Consider the following 1989-nt stretch of genomic DNA (forward strand, 5'->3'; position numbering starts at 1 on the left):
AGCGCCACCGTCATCACCATGATATTGGCTGCCTTGGCGTTGTTGCAAAGCGTCGCCATCTGCTCGTTGAGCGCGTTGGTGTAGTTGCCGTTCGAATAGTCGAACTGGCCAATGGCGCTCGATGTGCCCATGAACAGGCGGCCCACCGAAGTGCCGTTGTAGCCTGGGTTGAGATAGCCGAAGGACGCATAGGTCGATTTCGAATCGGCGGGGTCGGAATGGCTGAGCGAGGACGGCGTGTAGTAGGTATTGGCGCCGTCGGTCAGCACGATGACGACCTTGTCGTTGCCTCTCTCGGTTTCCGGGCGGCCTTGCGTGAACGGCTCGCCGCTCGAAACCACCCGCCAACCCCAGGCCATGCCTTCGGGAACATTGGTGCCGCCATCGGGCTTCATCAGGTCGATCGCGGCCTTGATCGCGGTAAGCCCAGTGGTAACGCTGACATCGGTCAGCGGCGTGATCGGGTTGGTGGAGCAGCTGTAGTTCGGCCCGTTGCCGGCGGCCAGCGCCGGCGCATTGATCGGCCTCGGTTGGAAATATTTGGACATGTTGCGCAGCCGGGATTGGCCGGTGCTGCTCGTCGGGTCGTCATTCCACCAGCTGTTGATGGCGCCATAGGTCGTCGGCGCGGCCTCGTCGGGATCCTGGGTGAGCCTCCAATGGTTGCCGGGTTCGTCCGGGGCGAACATCGGCACAAACATCGTCGCCGGATCGCCGACCCCTATGCCGGTGTTCGCCGAGCCGCCGGAAGGCGCCGCGTCGTTGACATTGTAGGGATAAGGCCTGGCCTCGACGCAGCCCTGCCAACTGGCGAACGGGCCATAGGTGTCGATGTAGTCGTATTCGTCGTGGTCGCGTTTGCAGGTGTTGTTCGGGTTGTATTCGTCGCACACCACGCGCTTGCTGTTGACGACACGCTCATGGTTGGTGACGACCTTCATGTCGCGATAGAGCGAAAACCGGGTCAGCATCTGGCCTTCGTCGGTTCCCCATCCGGTGCCGCGCTTGTACCAGATGCCGTTGGTCTGCTGGGCGTATTTGTCGGCTGCGTTCAGCGTCGACCAGTCGAAATTCTCGTTCGATACCGGCGACAGGCCTTCGGTATCCATCCAGGGCGCATTGCCGTTGCCGGGCCCGACATTGACCGAGGCGGCAAACGGCACGAGGCCGAACTGCACCGGCCTGTCGACCTGCTTGATCATTGCCGCCTGCTGGGCCAGCGTGTCGACCAGCTGTTTTGCCGCGGTCTTGAGAAGGTCGATGCGCGTTTGCCCCGAGCCCGTTCCGGTCTTGGTCATCGACCCGGAATTGTCGAGTACCAGGGCGACTTCAAGAGTGTTCTTCAGCCGCACTTCCGAGGTGATGTTGAAGCTGATCCTCTGGTTGGCGTCGGTTTCGGATTTGCCGACGAGCTGGCCGAAGACCGGATAGAAATAGGGCTTATAGTCAAGCCGCGCGGTCATCTTGAGCAAGCCGCCGCCGGTGGTGTTGCTTGGCAAGGTGACGGTGAGCGTCGTATTGGCGGGATTGATCTTGTTGAGGTTGGCATTGAAGAAGTCGAGCGCATAGGCCCGCAACTGGTCGTCGGTGGCACCCTCCGTCAGCCGGCGCGCCGTGGCGAAGTTTGCGGCATCGAGCGCGTTCGAAACCGCCTGTTTTTCGCGGCTCATCTCGGTGAAGTCGACGGCCATTGCCAGGGCGCCCATCAGCGGAACCATCGCGACGACCGTCATGAGAGCATAGTTGCCGCGTTGGTCGCGGCAGAACTGACGCCAAAGTCCATGCATGTCTTGGAGCGGCCCCCGCCGGCGGATTCTCGATCGACGCCAGCTTTCCACAAAACGCTGAAGGCCGGGTTTGGCAAATCGCTCTATTGCCGGGGCAGCGCTTCACCAACCGCTAACCAATCGTGCCTGGCGAAAGCTGGTGACAGGCCGGAATGGTTCGGCTAATCCGAACCGGCTGCGGCGAACCGTCTGTCGTGGCGGT

Annotated in this window: 1 protein-coding gene; it reads right to left on the reverse strand. The window is 61.7% G+C overall.

Translation table 11 applies throughout. The features are described from left to right. On the reverse strand, positions 1-1733 hold a 1733-nt coding region (locus EN932_RS34900; RefSeq protein ID WP_245483386.1), incomplete at its 3' end, for a TadE/TadG family type IV pilus assembly protein. Positions 1734-1989: the final 256 nt, after the last annotated feature.

It is taken from the genome of Mesorhizobium sp. M7A.F.Ca.US.002.01.1.1 (assembly GCF_004022955.1).
Taxonomy (GTDB): Bacteria; Pseudomonadota; Alphaproteobacteria; order Rhizobiales; family Rhizobiaceae; genus Mesorhizobium; species Mesorhizobium ciceri.